Source organism: Erythrobacter donghaensis (assembly GCF_002155425.1).
In the GTDB taxonomy this organism is placed as follows: Bacteria; Pseudomonadota; Alphaproteobacteria; order Sphingomonadales; family Sphingomonadaceae; genus Erythrobacter; species Erythrobacter donghaensis.
Window position 1 is genome coordinate 145,122 of the sequence record NZ_MUYG01000006.1, and the last position, 20,042, is coordinate 165,163.

General features: G+C 67.0%; 18 protein-coding genes. 12 read left to right on the forward strand and 6 right to left on the reverse strand.

Annotated elements, in window-relative coordinates:
- Position 1 precedes the first annotated feature (1 nt).
- Complete coding sequence (locus BZF59_RS02045; RefSeq protein ID WP_086606571.1) at positions 2 to 1,201, forward strand: 7TM domain-containing protein; 1,200 nt, start codon at positions 2 to 4, stop codon at positions 1,199 to 1,201.
- 1 nt (position 1,202) lies between these two features.
- Entirely contained in the window at positions 1,203 to 2,117 is a 915-nt protein-coding gene (locus tag BZF59_RS02050) for a sugar-transfer associated ATP-grasp domain-containing protein (protein WP_158094254.1), read from the forward strand.
- On the opposite strand, the gene BZF59_RS02055 is transcribed toward BZF59_RS02050, so the two are convergent.
- Genes BZF59_RS02055 through BZF59_RS02065 form a run of 3 tightly spaced genes read right to left on the reverse strand, consistent with a single transcriptional unit; the run spans position 2,114 to position 4,939 of the window.
- Positions 2,114 to 2,680 carry a GDYXXLXY domain-containing protein gene (locus BZF59_RS02055; protein WP_086606573.1) on the reverse strand — a complete coding sequence of 189 codons (567 nt, stop codon included), beginning with the start codon at positions 2,678 to 2,680 and terminating at the stop codon, positions 2,114 to 2,116. The genes BZF59_RS02050 and BZF59_RS02055 overlap by 4 nt on opposite strands.
- Entirely contained in the window at positions 2,677 to 3,825 is a 1,149-nt protein-coding gene (locus BZF59_RS02060; protein WP_086606574.1) for a DUF2157 domain-containing protein, read from the reverse strand. Before BZF59_RS02060 ends, BZF59_RS02055 begins: the two co-directional genes overlap by 4 nt.
- 49 nt (positions 3,826 to 3,874) lie before the next feature.
- Complete coding sequence (locus tag BZF59_RS02065) at positions 3,875 to 4,939, reverse strand: substrate-binding domain-containing protein (RefSeq protein WP_086606575.1); 1,065 nt, start codon at positions 4,937 to 4,939, stop codon at positions 3,875 to 3,877.
- 287 nt (positions 4,940 to 5,226) lie between these two features.
- On the opposite strand from BZF59_RS02065, the gene BZF59_RS02070 reads away from it, so the two are divergent.
- A complete protein-coding gene (locus tag BZF59_RS02070; RefSeq protein ID WP_245805976.1) occupies positions 5,227 to 6,927 on the forward strand; it encodes a sensor domain-containing diguanylate cyclase in 1,701 nt (566 codons plus the stop codon).
- Positions 6,928 to 7,047: 120 nt separating this feature from the next.
- Here the strand turns inward: BZF59_RS02070 and BZF59_RS02075 are convergent, their stop codons facing one another.
- The gene (locus BZF59_RS02075; RefSeq protein WP_086606576.1) at positions 7,048 to 7,440 is read right to left on the reverse strand and encodes an acyl-CoA thioesterase; all 393 of its coding nucleotides are present in this window, start codon (positions 7,438 to 7,440) and stop codon (positions 7,048 to 7,050) included.
- Positions 7,441 to 7,552: 112 nt separating this feature from the next.
- Entirely contained in the window at positions 7,553 to 9,775 is a 2,223-nt protein-coding gene (locus BZF59_RS02080) for a S9 family peptidase (protein WP_086606577.1), read from the reverse strand.
- A 118-nt stretch (positions 9,776 to 9,893) separates the two neighbouring features.
- Between BZF59_RS02080 and BZF59_RS02085 the strand changes: the two genes are divergently transcribed.
- The 4 genes from BZF59_RS02085 (at position 9,894) to BZF59_RS02100 (ending at position 13,935) form a co-directional block, all read left to right on the forward strand.
- Entirely contained in the window at positions 9,894 to 11,075 is a 1,182-nt protein-coding gene (locus BZF59_RS02085; RefSeq protein WP_143738064.1) for a hypothetical protein, read from the forward strand.
- A gap of 79 nt (positions 11,076 to 11,154) precedes the next feature.
- Positions 11,155 to 12,960, forward strand: a complete 1,806-nt coding sequence (locus BZF59_RS02090) for an aminopeptidase P family protein (RefSeq protein ID WP_086606579.1) — start codon at positions 11,155 to 11,157, stop codon at positions 12,958 to 12,960.
- Positions 12,961 to 13,147: 187 nt separating this feature from the next.
- On the forward strand, positions 13,148 to 13,543 hold the full coding sequence (locus BZF59_RS02095; RefSeq protein ID WP_086606580.1) for a VOC family protein: 396 nt from the start codon (positions 13,148 to 13,150) through the stop codon (positions 13,541 to 13,543).
- On the forward strand, positions 13,540 to 13,935 hold the full coding sequence (locus BZF59_RS02100; RefSeq protein WP_086606581.1) for a cupin: 396 nt from the start codon (positions 13,540 to 13,542) through the stop codon (positions 13,933 to 13,935). The genes BZF59_RS02095 and BZF59_RS02100 overlap by 4 nt, the downstream gene beginning before the upstream one ends.
- A 119-nt stretch (positions 13,936 to 14,054) precedes the next feature.
- Here BZF59_RS02100 and BZF59_RS02105 read toward each other — a convergent pair whose 3' ends face one another.
- Positions 14,055 to 15,593, reverse strand: coding sequence for a helicase HerA-like domain-containing protein (locus BZF59_RS02105; RefSeq protein WP_086606582.1), 1,539 nt, complete (start codon positions 15,591 to 15,593; stop codon positions 14,055 to 14,057).
- Between the two features lie 280 nt (positions 15,594 to 15,873).
- Here BZF59_RS02105 and pabB point away from each other — a divergent pair, with 280 nt between their 5' ends.
- The 5 genes from pabB (at position 15,874) to BZF59_RS02130 (ending at position 19,985) form a co-directional block, all read left to right on the forward strand.
- Complete coding sequence (pabB, locus tag BZF59_RS02110) at positions 15,874 to 17,688, forward strand: aminodeoxychorismate synthase component I (RefSeq protein WP_086606583.1); 1,815 nt, start codon at positions 15,874 to 15,876, stop codon at positions 17,686 to 17,688.
- Between the two features lie 47 nt (positions 17,689 to 17,735).
- Positions 17,736 to 18,398 (forward strand): RluA family pseudouridine synthase, encoded by a 663-nt coding sequence (locus BZF59_RS02115; RefSeq protein WP_086606584.1) that lies wholly within the window; start codon positions 17,736 to 17,738, stop codon positions 18,396 to 18,398.
- On the forward strand, positions 18,391 to 18,813 hold the full coding sequence (gene arfB / locus BZF59_RS02120; protein ID WP_086606585.1) for an alternative ribosome rescue aminoacyl-tRNA hydrolase ArfB: 423 nt from the start codon (positions 18,391 to 18,393) through the stop codon (positions 18,811 to 18,813). Before BZF59_RS02115 ends, arfB begins: the two co-directional genes overlap by 8 nt.
- A 252-nt stretch (positions 18,814 to 19,065) precedes the next feature.
- On the forward strand, positions 19,066 to 19,233 hold the full coding sequence (rpmG, locus tag BZF59_RS02125) for a 50S ribosomal protein L33 (RefSeq protein WP_017664380.1): 168 nt from the start codon (positions 19,066 to 19,068) through the stop codon (positions 19,231 to 19,233).
- An 83-nt stretch (positions 19,234 to 19,316) separates the two neighbouring features.
- Positions 19,317 to 19,985 (forward strand): LolA family protein, encoded by a 669-nt coding sequence (locus tag BZF59_RS02130; protein WP_086606586.1) that lies wholly within the window; start codon positions 19,317 to 19,319, stop codon positions 19,983 to 19,985.
- Positions 19,986 to 20,042 lie beyond the last annotated feature (57 nt).

Sequence of the window (20,042 nt, forward strand, 5' to 3'; positions counted from 1 at the left end):
GATGATCGCCCGGATTCGCGAGATCTGGGGGAGAGCGACGCCGCAGGTGCGGCGGCCGTTCTATGTCGGCCTCGGCGTTGCCGTGGTGCTGGCGGTGCTGGTCGGGCTCGGGGTGGGCAACACCTCGGCCTTTTTCGTGCTGCCCTCGACGCTTGACGGCAAGGCGACCTCGCAGGCGATCTGGGGCCTGAAGCCCTCCAACCTGCTGATGGTGCTGCCGCTGGGAGCCTTTCTGGTGGTGCTGGCGCGCAGTTTCATCGGGCTGAAGGCGTTCGGCCTGTTCACGCCGATGCTGATTGCGCTGGCATTCCTCCAGATCGGCCCGGTGATGGGGCCGGTGGTGCTGTGTTCTTCGGTTCTGGTCGGCATGATCGTCACCCCCAGCCTGCTCAAGCTGCGCATGACCCGCGTCGGCTTTCTCGGCGTGCTGATCTCGCTGATCGTGCTGGTGCTGGTCGGCTTGCAGATGATCCTCGACACCCAGCTGCAGGTCGATGCCTTCCCGGTTATCGTCTGCGCGCTGTGCGTGGAGCGGTGGTGGAAGCAATGGGGCAAGGACGGGGCCAAGCCGGCTGCCAAGATGGCCTTGAACACCTTCGTGCTGGCGGTGGTGATCGAATTCGTGATGGTGTCGAACTTCGCGATGGCGCTGATCGAATGGTCGCCGCTGCTGATGCCCGCCACCACCGGCATCGCGATCGCGATCCTCGGTCGCTATCGCGGCCTGCGCCTGTCGGAAATCCACCGCTTTGCCCCGATATGGCTCGAACGAAGGCGGCAGGCGCGGGCCGCCGCGCTGCCCGAAGGCGTGACCGAGGATCGCCGCAAGGGCCTGCCCGATACGCGCCGGGTGCCCGAACCCGAGGCGCTGCCAGAAGCGATGCCGGAGGAAGAGCCGGCGGCGCCCGTGCCGCGCCTGCGCGTCCGCGCGGCCTATCGCATGCCGCAGCTGGTGCCCTTGCACCGCAGTCACGGCATGGTGCTCGCCGCGGCGGCCAAGCGCGCACCGGCGCTGGGCGGCATGTGGGTGATCGAATCCCCCGCAGACCTCGCACCCGGCGCGCGTCGCCGGGCGTCGCAGCTGATCTCTCCCTCTGTCACGTCGCTGGCGACCGGCACACCGGCCAATGACCGGGCTTTGCCGGCAGGCCGCCCGCCGATCCACAACGCCTGGGTGGTGCGCCGGGCGGAGGACGTCTGAGATGTTCATGGGGCTGGGGAAGATTTTCGCGCATGGCAAACAGGCGTTCGATCCGCTGGACGAGATCCTCGGGATCAACCAGCGCAATGCGTTGATCCAGAAATACAACCCGCGCCACGCGATCGAGCGGGCGCGCGACAAGGTGGCGGCCAAATATGCGCTGGAAGCCGCCGGGATCGCCTGCACCGGCACGGTCGCGGTGATCGACGATCACCAGAAGCTGTCGAGCTTCAAACCCAGCCGCGACATGCCCGATGCCTGGGCAATCAAGCCCGCGCGCGGATCGCAGGGCGACGGGATCCTGCTCGCGGTCCGGCGCGAGGGCAATACGTGGTACAAGGGATCGGGCGCTCCGCTCCCCGAAGAGATGGTGATGCACCATATCCAGAAGGTCGTCGACGGGGGCTTCTCGGGGGATTCCGCCGCCGAGGACGCCGCGCTGATCGAGCCGCTGATCATCGCCGATCCGGCGCTCTCGCGGATCGTGCCTGAGGGCCTGCCCGACCTGCGCGTCATCAGCCTGCACCACACCCCGCTGATGGCAATGGTGCGCCTGCCGACCATCGAGAGCGACGGCAAGGCCAACCTCCACCAGCGCGCGATCGGGGCGGGGATCGACATGGAGACCGGCAAGATCACCCGCGCAGTGGTCAAAGGCACGCCGATCACCCACCATCCCGACACGGGCGTCAACCTGATCGGCTTCGAGATTCCGGGCTGGAAGCGGGTGCTGGAGCTGGCCTCGCGTTGCGGGCCTGCGGTGGGCCTCGGCTATTGCGGTGCGGATATTGTGCTCGACGTGAACGACGGCCCGCTGGTCATCGAGGTCAATGCCCACCCGGGGATCGAGATCCAGAACATCTGTCAGGCCGGGCTGAAGGTGCGGATCGCCGCGACGGGCGAGGATTTCCGCTAGGGTCGGGTCTCCATCACCGCAGGCGGCCCGAGCGGGTCGAAAGGCTCATCCGGCGGCGCATCGCGCTCGGCGATTTCCTCTGGCGTGAGCGGGCGGAAACGGATGGAGACGGGCGTGAAGCTGCCATCCTCGCGCTGGCGGATGGTCACGATCCCGCGCTGGTCGCGGTTGCGCAATTCTTCCTCAAGCTGCGCGGCGCGCGCCTGCCCGATGTAGAGGCGGCCGCTGAACAGTCCATCCTCCGCATAGACTCCCCCCGGATTCCTGCGCACGGGATGGTCACAGGGCTCGCTGTCTGTCTCAAGCCATCGCACCCGCTCAACCGTGGGCGCTTCACCTTCAAGACACAGCGCTTCGTAGTAGATGTCGCCGAGGTTGTCGCTCCCCGGCCAGTCATAGCTGAACTCGACATAGTGCCCGCGCAGATAGTCGCGCGGGTCGTAGCCCATGATCGGCACCTCCCACTCGGTGCCGGTGTGGTAGGTGCGGTCGCTCTGCACCCAGAGCGCCCCGAGGCCGAGAAGCGGCAGGACGGCGGCGACGAGGCGGGCGAGCCGGATCATGCTTCAGGCTCCGAGGACGGCGCAAAGCGCTTCGACACCCGAACCGCGACCCATGCGACGCCGAGGATCATCAGGCCTGACAGGATCAGCCCGAAGCCGCTCGTCAGCAGATCGGCGGCAAGCTCGAAGCTGAGGATGATGAGCCGCAGCGCGATTGCCGCCACCGCCAGCTGGAACACCCCGCGCCAATGCGCGACCAGCGCGGCGGCGGCGATGCCCGCCCACAGCGCCATGAACAGCAGCGCTGCCGGGACAGCGAGATCATCGACGGTTGGCGCAAGCACGATCACCAGCCCGGCCCCGGCGATGATCGCGCCCGCCATCCGCCCGGACACGCCGGGCCGGGCCGCTATCAGCGCGAGGCCCGTCAGCACCGCCAACCCGCCACTGGCGAGGGTCGCCGTGCCGCCCGCCAGAATGCCTTCATTGCCGAACACGCCGAGGCTGGCATAGGCACAGGCAAGCGAGGCCAGCGCCACCGCATAGGCAAGCGCAATCTGCTCCATCCGCCGCCAGAAATCGGGGCGCCGACTGCGTGCGCGCATCCATCCGCCCGCCAGTGCGAGGATGACCGGCAGGGCGGAAACACAACCCAGCCAGAGCTTCCAGCTCATCTCCGGTTCGCTCATGCGGAAGCCGGACATGGCGTCGATATATTCCCACGCGGTCCACACCGCCCCGCCGACCACGGCGAGCGCTGTCGGCCAGCCGCGCCCGGTCAGCAGCAGCAGCGGTGCGAACAGGGCGAGCCACACGGCCAGCGGCTGCCAGAGCGGTGAGGAGGTCTGATAGACCTGCCCCAGATGCCCGAAAAAGGTGAGGCCGAGCGCGGTGATGACGAACATCAGCGCCTCGACCGCCCAGGGCGACGTCTGCGCCAGCCGCTCCTCGCGTACAAACAGCAGGCCCAGCAGTCCGGCGATCAGCGCCAGATGCACGGCGAGCCGGACGAGCCCGGGAATATCTTCCCAATTGGCGGCGATCACCGAGACGAAGCCCAGGCCGATCGCCAGCGCGCCGATGCCCCACACCGCCCACAGCAGCAGCGGGCGGGTGTGCTCGGCTTCATAGGCGGCAAGCCGATCGCGCGTCGCGGCGTCGATCAGGCCGGCATCATGCCATTCGGCGATCTTGCGCGCGCTCATGGCGAGGGTCTAACCGCCCTCGCCATGCGCTGCAATCACTTCGGCACGCTTACTTTTTGGCGGTGAGTTCCTCGCGCGTCAGCACCGGCAGGGTTTGCACCTTTTCGGCATTGGCGGCGAGCGCATCGGCGGGCATCGCGACCATTCCGATGCGGGCGAGCGGGCCGTCCTTGGCCCAGCTCTTGGCCCATTCCTTCATGAAGTCCTGCAGGCCGGGGATGGCGCGCATATGCGCCTTCTTCACGTAGACGAACAGCGGCCGCGCGCCCGGATAGGCGAAGCTGGCGATGTTGTCATAGGTCGGCGCAACGCCTTCCATCGGCAGGCCCTGCACCTTGTCGGTGTTTTCCTCGAGATAGGAATAGCCGAAGATCCCAACCGCCTTGGGGTTGCCCGCGATCTTCTGCACGACGAGGTTGTCCTGCTCGCCCTGATCGACATAGGCGCCGTCATCGCGCACTTCGGTGCAGACCTGCTTGTACTTCGCCTCGTCGCTGTCCTTCAGCGCCTTCATCGCCGGGTCTTTCTTGCACCCGACTTCGAGGATCAGCTCCTTGAGCGCATCGCGCGTGCCCGAGGTGCTGGGCGGGCCGTAGACGAGGATCGGATCGGCGGGCAGCGCCGGGTCGACATCTTTCCAGGTCTTGGCGGTCTGCGGCTTGCCATAGGGGGTCGCGGCCAGCGCCTTGTAGACCGTCTCGGGCGAGAGGTTCAGCGTGATCCCGCCCTTGGCCGAAGCAAAGGCGATCCCGTCGAGCCCGACCTGAATTTCGACGATCTCGTCGACCTTGTTCGACACGCAGGTGTCGAATTCGCTGTCCTTCATCCGGCGCGAGGCGTTGACCATGTCAGGCGTGTTGGGGCCGAGGCCCGAACAGAACAGCTGGATGCCGTTGCCGGTGCCGGTGGATTCGATCAGCGGCGAAGGCATCCCGGCGTTCGAGCGCGAGAAGTTCTCGGCGACCAGCTTGGCAAAGGGCAGCACGGTCGACGAGCCGACCGCGTGCACCGGCTGCGACGCGCTGCTGCCGCCCCCATCGCAGGCGGCCAGAGTGGTACCTGCCAGCACCGCGACGGCACCGATTCGGATCAGGGAAGCAAACTGAAAGGTCATGGAAAATCCCGCAAATACGCCAAGGGCTGCATGCCCCCCAAGCCCGCGCCCTAGGGTGGTTTCATGACAAGCTTGTGACCATCGTCGCAGCCATCGCCGCGGGTCCGAATAAGGAGGTCTCGATTGTGCCGGAACGGCATTTGCACCGCCGCTGGACATATGTGCAAGCATCTGAATATTGGTAATTTATCTCCAAAATGGAGGTAATCTGCTTAACGCCATCGTAAGGGCTGATGTGTATCGCAGCGCGCATGGCAAGCCTGGGCCACCTTCTTATTCGCCTCGTGATGGCTGCGCTGCTGCTCGGATTGCTGGCGGCGCGGCCGACGCTGGCCCATGATGAGCCGCCGCCCGTCCATGCCCCGGTCTGCCACAGCGCCAGCGATCTGGACCGCCCGCTGGCGGCGATGAAAGCGCGCGGACCGTGGACCTGTGCCAACCGCGACTGGCCTTCGGGCAGCCCCGCGGTGTGGCTGCGGTTTGAAGCCGCCAGCTGGCAGGGCGGGCCGCTGCCACGCCAGTTCTACAGCCGCATCGCCCGCTTCGATAGGATCACCTTCCACGCCATCGACCGTGACGGCACCGTGCGCAGCCGCCGCCTGACCGAGGCCGAGGCGCAGCCCTTTGCCGCGGGCCCGGTGTTCGGCCTGCCGCTGCCCGCCATCACGCCCGACACCGCCGCGCTGCTCGTCCGGATCGAAGGCCCCCATTCGATCCCGCTGCTGACCGAGGCGCGCATCACCGCCAACCCCGACACCGCCGAATGGTCGCAGGTCGAAATGCTGCTGCTCGCGCTGGTAATGGGAATGCTGATGCTGCCGCTGCTGTTCGACGTCAGCTTTTTCGTGGTGCTGCGCGAGAGGTTCGTGCTGCTCCATGCGGGGATGGTGAGCACGATGATGGTCTATGTGCTGACCGCCGGGGGTCTGGCCTCTGCCTTCGTCACCCTGCCTCTGGCCGTGATGGCGGTGCTGGGGCCGCTGACCTATGCGCTGGCCGCCGGGCTGACCGGACTGTTCGTGGTCGCCTTTCTCGAACGCGGTGGGCAATCGCGCCTGATGCAGCGGATCACCGCGGCGACGGCGTGGTTCACAATAATCGCGCCGGGCTTCTTCGCGCTGCAACTGGATCGCACCCAGGCGTTTGACGATCGCGCCTACTTCATCACCTTCGTGCCCTTCATTCTGGTGATCAGCGCGGCCGTGCTCGAAGCGGTGTGGCGCGGCAGCCGTTCGGCGCGCTATCTGGCGGTGGCGTGGACGCCGATCATCTGCGCCTCTGTGGAGCGCCTGCTGCGCGGGCTGGGCTGGCATGTCGGCCCCTCCAGCCTCGACCTGATGATCTATGGCGCGGTCGGGATCGAGGTGGTGGTGATCAGCCTCGCGATTGCCGACCGCTTCCTCGCGCTGCGGCGCGAGCGCGATGCCGCGCTGAGCGAGGCGCGCAAGATGGAGCAGATCTCGACCCGCGATTCGCTCACCGGGCTGATGAACCGCCGCGCGATCGAGGCGCGCTTCGACGAGCTGCTGGCGCAGGGCTTCGATACCTTCGCGCTGGTCGATCTCGACCGGTTCAAGGCGATCAACGACCTGCACGGCCACCAGGTCGGCGATGCCGCGCTGGTCGCCTGCGCGGGCGCGCTGCGCGCCAGCGGGGACCGGGATGCGATCGCGGTGCGATTGGGCGGCGAGGAATTCGTGGTGCTGCTGCGCGGGCCCCGCGCGCTCGAACGGGCCGAGGCGATGCGGCAGGCGATCCCGATCCGCATCATGCAGGACGTGCCGGGGCTGGAACTGCCGGTCACCGCCAGCATGGGCGTGGTGATGATGGCCGAGGCCGCGCGTCACAAGATGGCCTTCGCCGAATTCTACGCCCGCGCCGATGCACTGATGTACGACGCCAAGGCGAGCGGCCGCAACCGGCTCGCCTATGAACGCCTGACGGTCTTCACCGCCGCCCCGGAGGGGCGCGGCGACAAGGCGGCTTAGCTTACTGGCGATCGCGCTGGCGCGCGAGCAGACCCCCCGACCCGCCTCCCCACCCGGCCACCAACAATACCATTACGGTATGGTGGCCGGGTGGGGAGGCGGGGCGGGCGGTCTGCGAACTCACAAAAAAGCCGCGAGGATATCGGGCCGCACCCGCGCCAGCCGACCGGTGGCACGATCGAGCATCGCCCAAGTGGTGGCCGCGCTGACGAGCCGCTTGCCGGATGCATCGGCAAACTCCACCCGGCGCAGCGATTTCGCACCCTGTGCCGGACCTTCGATCCACGTTTCGGCTGTGACGGTGTCACCCTCGGACACGTTCCCGCGATAATCGATCTCATGCCGCACCACGACCCAGAAGAACGCCGCGCGATCCTCGGGCCGGGCGACCGCGTCCCAATGGGCGGTGGCCATGTCCTGAATCCACTGCACCCACACGGTGTTGTTGACGTGGCCGAGCTCGTCGATGTGCTGCGGCTCGGCCACGTAGGTGCGGGTGAAACGGTTGGTCATGGGCAGCCCGCTCCAAAAACGCAGACGCCCCAGAGCAGCAGGAAAGGCGAGGCTGCGATCATCAGCGCGATAGCCGAAATGATCAAAAGGCCTCGCCCGTAGTTGGGTGCCTTCACTCGCCCTCGGCCTCCGGCGCCATGCCCATCTGCCACAGGATGAAGGCGAATTCCTCCGCCGTTTCCTTCAGGGAGTTCCAGCGGCCCGATTGCCCGCCGTGGCCTGCGCCCATGTTGGTCTTCATCAGCAGCAGATTGTCGTCGGTCTTCAGCTCGCGCAGCTTGGCGACCCATTTGGCGGGCTCCCAATAGGTCACGCGCGGATCGTTGAGGCCGGCGGTCACCAGCATCGGCGGGTAGTCCTTGGCGACCACCTGATCATAGGGCGAATAGGACAGCATATAGGCAAACGCCGCCTTGTCGGTGATCGGGTTGCCCCATTCCTGCCATTCGCCCGGGGTCAGCGGCAGCTTCTCGTTCAGCATGGTGTTGACCACATCGACGAAGGGCACATGCGCGACGATCGCGCCATATTGCGACGGGTCCTGATTGATGATCGCGCCCATCAGCTCGCCACCGGCCGAACCGCCGCTCGCCGTGACCTTGCCCTCGGCGGTGTAGCCCTTGGCGATCAGGCCCCTTCCCACATCGACGAAATCATTGAAGGTGTTGGTCCGCTCGAACAGCTTGCCGCCCAGATACCAGCGCCGCCCGAGATCGTCGCCGCCGCGGATATGCGCGATGGCATAGGCAAAGCCGCGATCGACGAGGCTCAGCCGCGTGGTCGAAAAGCCCGGCGGGATGGCATAGCCATAGGCGCCATAGGCGTAGAGGTGCAGCGGCCCCGGCCCCTCGATCCCGGCCTTTTTCAGGATTGCGGCGCGGTCTTTCCGCATCACGATGCTGACCGGCACCATCGTCCCGTCGCGCGCCTGCACGGTCAGCCGTTCCGAGACGTAAAGCGAGGGATCGTAGCCGCTCGGGATTTCCTGCGTCTTGAGCGTTTCCAGCCCGCCCGTCTTGACGTCGTAGTCATAGACCGTCGCAGGCGTCACCATCGACTGATAGGCGAGCCGCAGCTTGCTGACATCGTATTCGGGGTTGTTGGAAAGCCCGGCGGTGTAGCTCGCCTCGGGGAAGGTGATCGGCGTCACCTTGGCCGGATCGTCGTAGCGGCGCAGCTGGATCTGATCGAGGCCGCCCAGCCGCCCTTCGGTGACGAAGAAGTCCTTGTAGAGGTCGAAGCCGGTCAGATAGAAATCGTCCGAGCCCGCAATCACCGTCTGCCAGTCTCCCGGCGTCGCCAGCTTCGCCTTGGCGAGGCGGAAGTTGATGTGATCGTCATTGGTCCACACCCACAGATCGCCGTCGCGGACATCGACGCTGTATTCGACGCCCTTCTTGCGCGCCTTGACCAGAATGGGCGCGGCGGTGGGGTTGTCGGCGGGGACGAGCCGCACTTCGCTGGTCTCGTTGTCGCCCGCGCCGATGATCAGCCAGTCCTTCTGCGAGGTCAGCCCGGTGCCGACGCCGAAGCTCTGGTCTTCCTCCTTGTAGAGCGTGACATCGCTCTCCACCGGCGTGCCGATCACGTGGAGCTTGGCCTCGAGCGTGCGCCATTCCTCGGTCGAGGGGCCGTAGACGATCGCGGTATCGTTCTTCACCCACACCAGATCGCCGCGCAGGTTCTCGATCGTGTCGGGGAGCAGTTCGCCGGTCTGCAAATCCTTGATCCGCGCGGTGTAGCGCTCGCTGCCGTTGGTGTCGGTGGCATAGGCGAGGAAGCGCCCGTTCTCGCTGACCGAGGCCGCGCCGAGGCGGAAATATTCCTGCCCTTCGGCCATCTGGTTTTCGTCGAGCAGCAGCTCGGGCTCGCCGCCCGCCACGGGCTTGCGCCAGTGCTTGCGGTATTGCGCGCCTTCCTCGAACTCGCTCCAGTAGAGATAGTCGCCATCCTTCTGGGGGACGGTCGAATCGTCTTCCTTGATGCGCGCGCGCATCTCGGTGAACAGCGCTTCGGTGAAAGCCTCCTGGCCGGCCATCTTGGCCTCGAAATAGGCGTTCTCGGCCTTGACGTGGTTCAGCACGTCCTCGTCGTCGACCACCGGATAGGACTTGTCGTAGAGCCAGTCATAGGGGTCTTCGACGGTGATCCCGTGGACGGTGTAGGAGTGTGCGCGCTTTTCGGCGACGGGGGGCTTGATCTCGGTGCTGGCGGCAGAAGGCGTGGTCACGCTCGGCTGTTCCTCTCGGGTGGTCGCAAAGGCGGGTGTCGCCAAGGTGGTGGCGATGGCGGTGGTGGCAAGAGCCATGAGGCTGATCGGACGAATGAGGGGCATGGCGCTGAGCTCTCTTTGGGTAAGAATGGGCCATGTGCTAGGTCGCAGCCGAGAGGCTGGCAAGCCCCGCCGAAAGTGGCGTGCGCACAAGACCGGATGCCGATGCAGGAGGAATGTCATGAGGATGGTCAGAGCGCTCGCATGGCTGGCCCCGCTGGTGCTGGCGAGCGCGCCTGCGCAGGCCGGGGAACCCGCCCCCACCGCGCCGCGCATTGTTCGGCCGGGTGGTCAGACCGCCGATCTGGCGCTTTACCTCAACGGCTATGGCCGCTGGGACAGGGATCAACCCACACCGCTGCGCAGCGCGCAGGCGCTGGTCGATCCGCTGCAATGGTTCGGCCCGGAATCGGCGCTGGCGCGCGCGCACCGCGCCGATCCGACCACGCCGCGCTACACAACCATCCTGCTCGACATCACGCCCGAAGGCACGATGGCCGGATGCGCCTATGCCCCGCAGGCCCGCGTGATCGCGGATGAGGCGCAGCTGTGCGCCGATATCGCGGGCCAGCGCTTCCTGCCGCAGCTGGCTGACGATGGCTCGCGGGTGCCCGGCACCTTCGGGCTCAGGATCGAAAGCCGCGTCTTCGATGCCGCGCCCGATGCGCCGCCCCGGTCGCTGTTCACGAAGGAGCAGAAGGTAACGCCGACCATCACGATTGCCCCGAACGCTCACCAACTGGTGCGCTTCCCGCCCGCCAATTTCGAGGTGGCCTCCCTCTACCGCGCGCCGAAATGGAAGACCGCGCCACGGCCCGGCTGGAGCGACATCCCGCAGACGCAGCCGATGAGCGGGCTGATCCTCCATCACCGCCCCGACGGTCTCCAGTGCCGGGTGATCGCCCTCAGCGGCGATCCGGCACGCGATGCGGCGGCCTGCGCCTATGCTCGCACCGAGCTCGCGCCCGACTGGAGCGGAGTGGAAGGCACGCGCGACTGGATGGTGCCGATCGCCATACTCCACCACTCCGAAGGCATGATCGCCATCGGCCCCGATCCGGAGCGCATCGTCGACACCCGTATGGCCGAGGGGAGCGAGGAAGCACTAGTCACCGCGCTGACGGCCGCGGGCGTGCTCCCGGAAGGCCGCGCCCGAAGCCCGCTGGTGCTCGATCTCGATGCCAATGCCGACGGCAGCGTCCGCCATTGCCGCGTGGTCAAGACCACGGGCAAGGATGCGACCGACATCGCCGCCTGCACCATCGCGCGCCAGACCGTGCGGCTCGAGCCGGTCGAGAACGTGTTCGGCACCCCCGAACCCCTCGCCAGCCTGTTCTGGCGGGCTGCGCCCGAGACCGACTAACCGCGCGCCGGTGGCAAGATCGGGCGGGAGGCCCTATACTCCCCCCAACACATCGAACGGAATCGAAAGGCCCCGCCCCATGCTGATGCAGACCCACGAAGCCCGCCTCGCCGCCCTGCGCGAAGAGTTGAAGCGACGGGGTGTCGATGGTTTCGTCGTGCCGATCTCCGATGAACACATGAGCGAATATGTCGGCGATTATGCCCAGCGGCTGAAATGGCTGACGGGCTTCGGCGGCTCGGCGGGCTATGCCTGCGTGACGCTCACCCACGCGGCGATCTTCGTCGACGGGCGCTACACCGTGCAGGTGCGCGAACAGGTCGACGGGAACCTGTTCGAATACAAGAGCGTCCCCGCCGATACGCTCGGCGCGTGGCTGGCCGAGGTGTGCGAAAGCGGCGCGAAGATCGCTTACGACCCCTGGCTCCACACCTGGGCCTGGGTCGAGGCAGTAGAGAAGCAGGTCGAGCCCAAGGGCATCGCGATGGTCCCGGCCAAGAGCAATCCGATCGACGCGGTCTGGGCCGATCGCCCCGCCCCCTCGCCCGCTGAGGCCAAGGTGCATGACGAGGCGATGGCGGGCCGCTCCTCGGCGGACAAGCGCGCAGCCGTCGCCGACTGGCTGGCAAAGGAGGGCCATGATGCGGTGGTGATCCCGGCGCTCGATTCGGTCGCCTGGCTGCTCAACATTCGCGGCGCCGATGTGCCGCACACCCCGGTCGCGCTGTCCTATGTCATCGCCCGCAAGGATGGCAGCGCCGAGCTGTTCATCGCGCCCGAGAAGGTCACGCCCGAACTCGCCCGCCATCTCGGCAACGCGGTGACAATCCGCCACCGGGCCGCCTTCGAAGGCGCGCTCGCCGAATATGCGGGGCAGAGCGTCGCGCTCGATCCCGATTTCGCCGTGGTCGGCATCGCGCAGGCCCTGCGCGCGGGGGGTGCCAAATTCGCCTTCAAGCAGGACCCGACGATCCTTGCCAAGGCGATCAAGAACCCCGCCGAACAGCACGGCCAGCGCGACGCGCAGGCGCGCGACGGGGCGGCGGTGAGCCGCTTCCTGCGCTGGCTCGAGATCGAAGCGCCCAAGGGCGGCGTGGACGAGCTCTCCGCCGCCGCGAAGCTTCAGGCCTTCCGCGAGGAGGACCCGGGCCTCTCCGGCCTCAGCTTCGACACCATCTCGGCTGCCGCCGGCCATGCCGCGCTGCCGCATTACAAGGTGGACGAGGACAGCAATATCCTGATCCCGCCGTCGTCGATCTACCTCGTCGATTCGGGCGGCCAGTATCCGGGCGGCACCACCGATATCACCCGCACGGTGTGGATCGGGCCGGGTGAACCGACGCAGGAAATGCGCGACCGCAACACGCGGGTCCTCAAAGGCCACATCCAGCTCGCCCGCGCGGTGTTCCCGCAGGGCACGGTCGGCGGACAACTCGACGTGCTGGCGCGGCAATATCTGTGGGAGGCGGGGGTCGATTACGCCCACGGCACCGGCCACGGGGTCGGCAGCGTGCTCGCGGTGCACGAAGGACCGCAGCGCATCGCCAAGCCTTCGGGCGGGCAGGCGGGCACCGGGCAGGAACTGCACGCGGGCATGATCCTCTCGAACGAGCCGGGATATTACAAGCCGAACGCCTTCGGCATCCGCATCGAGAATCTGGTGCTGACCGAAGAGCGCCAGATCGCAGGCATGGAGGGCCGCTGGCTCGGTTTCGAGACGCTGACCTTCGTGCCGCTCGACCGCAAGCTAATCGACAAGGCGCTGCTGACAGCGGAGGAAATCGCGTGGGTCGATGCCTATCACGCCAAGGTGCGCGACGTGCTCTCGCCGCGTCTGTCGGGCGATGATCTGGCCTGGGTCGAGCGGGAGACCGCGCCGCTTTGAAATAAGCCCGTTCGTCCTGAGCCTGTCGAAGGACTGTACTTCTTCCTTTTGTGCGGTTTTCAAAGGGAAAGGGCAGGGCTTCGACAAGCTCAGCCCGAACGGAAAAAGGGCGGCAAGCCACCGCTTGTCGCACTCCCTATGTTCCTGTAATGTTCCTTTGCACCGAGTCGCATGGGAGGAACACACAATGATCGGCTACGTCACCCTCGGAACCAATGATCTGCCGCGCGCTGCGGCCTTTTACGACGCGCTGGCCGCGCATTTCGGCGTTGGCCGGATGATGGATTTCGAAACCTTCATCGCCTGGGGCGAATGGGGCGGCGCACCGGGGATCGCGGCGACGCTGCCCTTTGACGGCCAGCCCGCCACGGTCGGCAACGGAGTGATGGTCGCGCTGGAGGTGAAGTCGCCGGAGGATGTCCACGCGGTCTACGATATCGCGATGGCGCACGGCGGCAGCGACGAAGGCGCGCCCGGCCCGCGCGGGGATGACGGCTTCTACGCCGCCTATTTCCGCGATCCGGACGGCAACAAGCTCAACGCCTTCTGCATGGTCCAGCCCGCCGAGAAGACCGGCGAATGAGCAGCCCCCGGTTGGAGGAGCGGTTCATCCATCTCGGCCTCGGCGCGAGGGCGGTGGAACAGCCGCCCTTCACCGGGATGGCATGGTACGAAGCCTATGGCGCGCGCCACGGCGCTGATGGCGCGGAAGGCCGGCTGGTGTCGCAATACACCTTCACCGAAAGCTGGACTTCGTGGGAGATGCACCCGGCGGGCGACGAGGTGGTGATCTGCACTGATGGCGCGATGGTGCTGGTGCAGGAGCTTGCGGGCGGCAGCCTTACCCAAATGCCCCTCGCTGCGGGAGAATACGCAATCAACCCGGCAGGCATATGGCACACCGCCGACGTTGCGGAGAGCGCGACCGCGATCTTCATCACCGCAGGGGAAGGCACCCAGCACCGGCAGCGTTGAGCGATTCCGCCTCGGGTGTAGCACGGTATTTGCGGGGTTGTTGCCGCCTGAAAGCCCGATCCGGGTTACACGGGATCGCAATGTTTCACGTGAAACATTGCATGAACATCGGCCCGCCGTCAGCGCATCAGCCCGCCGATCAGATTGCGGACGAAAGCCGTCGCGCCGGTCTTGAGCGGGTTGGCGCCTGATTTCTTGCCCAGCACCGCCGCCACCGCGATCGAGGCGAGCGAGCCGCTGGCGGCGGTCATCGCGCTCTTGCCCGCCTTCTCCCAGACCGACGGCGTCTTGCGTTCGCGCTTGGCGACTTCCTCGCGGCCCTTTTCGGCCACTTCCTGCGCGGTCGCCGCGGCATCGGCGGCCTTGGCGGCAAGCACTTCGGCGGCGCTTTCCCGATCCACGCGCGTGTCGTACTTGCCTTCGAGCGGGCTGATCGACTGGATGATTGCCCGCTCCTTGGGGCTAACCGGGCCGAGCCGCGAGCGCGGCGGCTTGATCAGCGTGCGCTCGACCACCGAGGGCGCGCCGTCATCGTCGAGGGTCGAGACCAGCGCCTCGCCGACCTTAAGCTCGGTGATCGCGGCTTCGACATCGAGCTTGGGATTGACCCGGAAGGTCTCGGCGGCCGCCTTGATCGCGCGCTGATCGCGCGGGGTGAAGGCGCGCAGCGCGTGCTGCACGCGGTTGCCGAGCTGGCCCGCGACCTCCTCGGGAATATCGATCGGGTTCTGGGTGACGAAGAACACGCCCACACCCTTCGACCGGATCAGCCGCACCACCTGTTCGATCGTGTCCTGCAAGGCCTTGGGCGCATCGTCGAACAGGAGGTGCGCCTCGTCGAAGAAGAACACCAGCTTCGGCTTTTCGGGATCGCCCACCTCGGGCAGCGTCTCGAACAGCTCCGCCAGCAGCCACAGCAGGAAGGTGGCGTAAAGCTTGGGGCTGCGCATCAGCTTGTCAGCGGCGAGCACGTTGACATAGCCGCGCCCCTGATCATCCACCTTGAGGAAATCGTTGATCTCCAGCGCCGGCTCGCCGAAAAAATGGTCCGCGCCCTGCGCCTCGAACGAGAGCAATTGCCGCTGGATCGACCCGACCGAGGGCTTGGTGACATTGCCGTATTTGCCCGAGAGTTCGGCGGAATTCTCGTTCGCCCAGGCCAGCAGCGCCTGAAGATCGGCAAAGTCGAGCAGCAGCAGCCCGTTCTCGTCGGCGTAGCGGAAGATAATCTGGAGCACCCCTTCCTGCGTCTCGTTGAGATCGAGCAGGCGCGACAGCAGCAGCGGGCCCATTTCCGATACCGTGGTGCGGATCGGGTGGCCCTGTTCGCCGTAGAGATCCCAGAAGATCACCGGATTGTCTTCATAGCCATAGTCGGTGATGCCGAGCTCCTTGGCGCGGCTTTCCAGCTTGTCGGCGTGCTTGAAGGTGGGCGAGCCCGGCATGGCGACGCCCGACAGGTCGCCCTTCACGTCGGCGACGAAGACGGGGACACCGGCCTTGGAAAAGCTTTCGGCAATGCCCTGCAGCGTTACCGTCTTGCCGGTGCCGGTCGCGCCTGCGATCAGGCCGTGGCGGTTGGAGCGGCCCAGCAGCAGCGTCTGCCGCGATCCGTCCGCGCCCAGCCCGAGATAGAGTTCGCCCGCCACTTCGCTCATTGCGCTGTCCCCGCCGTCATTGCTCTTGCGTGCTTTCCTTATCGCAATTGGACGGCCTGTCGACCCTTGGCCACGCGGATTTTCCTGCTGCGGACGAGGCTGGTATGACCTGCCGCATGACTGTCCATGTCCGCACACGCACACCCCTGCCGCCCAGCGTGCGAGGGTCATCGCATGGGCGGGATTTGTGTCTTTGGGCACTGACTCATGTGTCTCCAACACAGGCCGGAATGGCGAGGGGTTCTCGACAGAGGCGGCAATTGCGGTAAGGCTGGCAGGCATGGGTCAACCGCTGCCATTCATATTGCTGGATGATGCGCGCGCCGGGGATGGGGCCGCCGATGCGCTGCTCTACGAAGCGCCGCGCGCGCTGTTCGTGGCGCACCGGGCCGAAGAGGTCGAAGGCGCGCTCGCCGCTGCCGAGGCCGCCCGGGTGGCACAGGGCGGGTCGCTGGCGGGCTATATCGCCTATGAGGCGGGCCTCGCGCTGGAGCCGAAGCTCGCCGGACAGGCGGCGACGCGCGCGGGGGCGGCGGGGCCGCTGGTGTGGCTCGGCCTGTTCGACGCGCCGCGCCGGATTGCGGCGAGCGATGTGGCAAGCTGGCTGGAGAGCCGCGCGGAAGGCCCCGGCACGCTCGGCCCGATGGAGCCGCAGCTCTCCCCCGGCGGCTATGCTGAAGCTTTCGCCGCGATGCGCGAGGCGATCCACGCGGGCGACATCTATCAGGCGAACCTTACCTATCCGCTCGCCGGGTCATACCGGGGCGATCCGGTGGGGCTCTACGCCGCGCTGCGGGGTGCGGCGGCGGCGGGTTATGGCGGGCTGATCTGGGACGGGTCGCACTGGCTGCTGAGCTTCTCGCCCGAGCTGTTTGTGGCCCTCAATGGCACCGAGGCCAAGGTCAAGCCGATGAAGGGCACCCGCCCGCGCATGGCCGATCCCGCCGCCGACGCCGCCTTGGCGCAGGAGCTTGCCGCCTCGGTCAAGGATCGGGCCGAGAACCTGATGATCGTCGACCTGATGCGCAACGACCTGTCGCGCGTGGCCGAGGCGGGGAGCGTCCATGTCGATGCACCCTTCGCGGTCGAAAGCTATCCGACGGTGCACCAGATGGTCTCGACGGTGCGCGCGCGGCTCAGCCCGGGCAAGGGGGCGATGGAGCTGGTGAGGGCACTGTTCCCGTGCGGGTCGATCACCGGCGCGCCCAAGATCCGGGCGATGGAACTGCTCACCGAAGTGGAGCGCGATGCGCGCGGGCCCTATTGCGGCGCGATCGGACGGATCGACGCTGACGGCAATGCCGCCTTCAACGTCGCGATCCGCACACTGCGCCTGACCCCGATCGAGAACGGACAGGGCAGCGCGGTGCTCGGAATCGGCTCGGCGGTGGTGGCCGACAGCGAGGCGATGGCCGAGCGGCGCGAATGCGAGGTCAAGGCCGGCTTCCTGCGCCGCGCCGCGCCGGGGCTGACCGCGCCGCAATGCGACCTGATCGAGACCATGCGCTTCGATCCCGAGACCGGTATCGCTCTGCTCGAACGCCATCTGGCGCGCATGAAGGCGAGCGCGGCGGCGCTGGGCTTCGCCTTCGACCGTCATGCCTTGCGCAACCACATCCAGGCGCTGTGCTTCGAGCTGGAGGCCCCCGCCAAAGTGCGGCTGATGGTGTCGCGCAGCGGGGCCAGCGCGCTGGAGACCGCGCCGCTGCCCGCGCCCCTGCCCGAGCCGACGAAGGTCGCCGCATTCCCCCATCCGCTCGACCCCAATGACTGGCGGCTGGCGCACAAGACCTCGGATCGGGGCTTCTACGAGGACGCGCTCGCCGCAGCGCGGATGCTGGGGGCCGAGGAGGCGGTGCTGGTGCGCCAAGATGGTCTGGTGACCGAGGGCAGCTGGACGAGCGTGTTCGTCGATGGCCCGGACGGCGTGCTCATCACCCCGCCGCTGGCGCTCGGCCTGCTGCCCGGCGTGCTGCGCGAACAGCTGATCGCCGAAGGTCGCGCGCGCGAAGGCGAGGTGACGCTCGACGACCTTGCGGGCGGCTTCCATATCGGCAACGCCCTGCGCGGGCTGATGCGCGCGGTGCTGGTGTGACACGCGCGCCCTTCGACAAGCACTGCGCGAGCGGCTAGGGCGCGGCGATGTCAGACATTCACATCCTCTACGAAGACGGCGAAGCGCTGGTGATCGACAAGCCTTCGGGCATGGCGGTCGACCGGCCGCGCAAGGGCGGCATCTGCCTCGAAGACCACCTGCCCCGGCTGAAGCTGGGCTTCCAGCGCGCGCCGGTGGCGGTCCACCGGCTCGATACCGACACCTCCGGCTGCCTGCTGCTCGCGCGCAATCCCAAGGCGCTGGCGCGGTTCAACAAGGCGTTCGAGGATCGGCTGGTGGGCAAGACCTACCTCGCGGTGCTGGCGGGCCGCCCGCCGGGGACCGAAGGCACGATTGAACTCGCCCTGTCGAAGATCAGCTCGGCCGAGAAGGGCTGGCGGATGATCCCGGCCAAGAAGGGCAAGCCCGCCGTCTCGCACTGGGAACTGGTCGATGAACTCGGCCCCCACAGCCTGATTCGCTTCCGTCCCGAAACCGGCCGCACCCACCAGCTGCGCGTTCATGCGCTGAGCGGTCTGGGCGCAGCCCTGCTGGGTGATCCGGTCTACGGCGCGGGCAATGCGCCGGGGGCCACGCGCACGATGCTCCATGCCGAGAGCCTGACCGTGACCCGCCCCGGCAAGACCCCGATCGAAGCGCGCGCGCCCTTGCCGCGCGATTTCCTCGCGCTCGGGGTGAAGGATGGATGACGAAGAGCCGCTGATCTCGCGCGCGCTGCGGCTGGCGAGCGAGAGCTTTCTCGCCGGTTCCGGACCCGGCGGGCAAAACGCCAACAAGGTCGCGACCGAGGTGGAGCTGCGCGTCAACATCTACGCGCTGCGCCTGTCCCCGCCGGTGTTCGCGCGGCTGCGCCAGCTGGCGGGCGGGAAGATCGCAGGGAACGGCGATCTGATCGTCACCTCCAAGGCGCACCGCACGCAGGAGGCCAACCGGCAGGACGCGCGGGTGAAGCTGGCCGCGCTGCTGGAGGAAGCGCAGACCGAGCCCAAACGGCGGGCGAAGACCCGGCTCAACCGCGTCGGCAAGACCGAGCGGCTCAAGGTCAAGAAGGTGCGCGGCACGGTCAAGGCCAACCGCAGCAAGCCGCGCGCGTCGGATTGGTGAGGCCGCGCCAAGGGGTGACGAGCGACAGCTCGTAACCCCTTGGCTAAGCCCGTGCGGCGTCTGAGCATCGCCAGCGCGTGATGCGTCAGCATCTTGGCGCGCTGGCAAAGTACCCGCCTTGACTTTTGCCCGTGAATCGGCGAATGGCGCGCCCGTGTGGCGGTGTGCCGGGCCTTCCGGGCGCGCCGCTATTTGCTTTTTCAAGCCCGTGTGAAGCACCCGCCGGGCCGACCCAGTTGACAGGAACCCGCCATGGCGAAGCCCACCACCGTCAAGATCCGCCTCGTCTCGAGCGAGGGCACCGGCTTCTTCTACGTGACCAAGAAGAACCCGCGCAACATCACCGAGAAGATGAGCTTCCGCAAGTATGACCCCGTCGCGCGCAAGCACGTCGAGTTCAAGGAAGCCAAGATCAAGTAAGATCGGGCTTGCGCGCGCCTGCTGAACAGCAGGCAGCGCGAAAATTCATCGACAGTTCAAGCCTGCCGCCTTAACCGCCGGGCATGACCAAACACCTCCCTTCGCTTCGCACGCTGGCGCTCGGCCTTGGGGCCGGAGCGCTTGCGCTTGGCCTGGCTCCTGCCGGCCCCGCTCCGCTGATCGCGCCTGCCGTGGCGCAGTCCGCCAGCGATCTCGACAAGGTGGTGGGCGCGCTGCGCGGCATCTCCACCATGAAGGCCGACTTCACCCAGACCGACCGATCGGGCAACACCCTGCGCGGCACGATGACACTGAAGCGCCCCGGCAAGATCCGCTTCGACTATGGCAAGGATGCCGATTTCCTCGTCGTCTCGAACGGCAAGTCGCTCTACGTCGTCGATTACGAGGTTGCCCAAGTCGAACGCTGGCCGATCGGCAATTCCCCGCTGGGCGCGCTGTTCGATCCCGAAAAGGACGTGAAGCGCTACGGCAAGATGTTGCCGACATCGAACCCCAATGTCCTCAGCGTCGAGGTGCGCGATCCGAAGAAGCCCGAATTCGGGATGATCACGCTGATCTTCGTCAGGAACGCCTCGGCCCCCGGCGGGCTCCAGCTGACCCACTGGGTCGCGCTCGATGCGCAGAACAACCGCACCAAGGTGGTGCTGTCGAACCAGCGCTATGGTGTGGCCGTGGCCGACTCGGCTTTCACCTTCAAGGACCCGCGCCGCACGGCTCGTCGCCCGGGATGAACGCCCGTCCGACGAACGGTTGTATGAAAGCGACAAAAAACTTGCCGCGTTCATGTG